Annotated in this window: 1 protein-coding gene; it reads left to right on the forward strand. The window is 57.9% G+C overall.

Going from position 1 to position 642, the window contains the following annotated elements; all coding sequences use genetic code 11:
* Positions 1-642, forward strand: a 642-nt coding sequence (locus C9411_RS25330; protein ID WP_146158908.1) for a baseplate J/gp47 family protein, incomplete at both ends; no start/stop codon positions are given.

A 642-nucleotide genomic window follows, 5' to 3' on the forward strand; every position in this document is an offset into this window, starting at 1 on the left:
TCGACGACCCGACAGGGGGCGGTATTGACGGCAATGCGGATGCCGGCACGACCCTGACACTGGATGTTTCTCTACCCGGCATTGATGCCAGCGGCGTAATGCTCGAGCCTGCCACCGGCGGAGCAGATATTGAGACACAGGAAAGCTTCCGCGCCCGCATGCTGCTTGCCTATCAACATCCGCCTCAGGGTGGCAGCGATACAGATTACGAGCAGTGGGCGCTGGCGGTACCCGGTGTTACCCGTTGTTGGGTAAAACGGCGCCTGATGGGGGCAGGTACGGTTGGTGTTTACATCATGTGCGATGGCAACGACGAAACCAATCACGGTTTCCCGGTAGGGACTGACGGTATTTCTCGGCTGGATGACTGGGGCGCACAGAAGGCTACCGGAGATCAGGGGCGTGTGGCTGATTACATCTACCCACGCGCGCCCGTCACTGCGCTTGTTTACGTTTGTTCGCCAGTGGCCAAGACGGTGGATTTTGAGATCAGCGGCATTTCACATGTTGGCAGCGACATTACCACGGCCATTGCGGCGGCTATCGACAATGTCTTTTTCGAAGGTGGAACGCCGGTCGGCAATGGCAAGATCTTCCTCTCTGACCTGAACAGGGCAATCGGAGACATTGATGGCACAGCAG

Origin of the sequence: Serratia sp. Nf2 (genome assembly GCF_003028435.1) — a bacterium.
GTDB classification, from domain to species: Bacteria; Pseudomonadota; Gammaproteobacteria; order Enterobacterales; family Enterobacteriaceae; genus Serratia; species Serratia marcescens_L.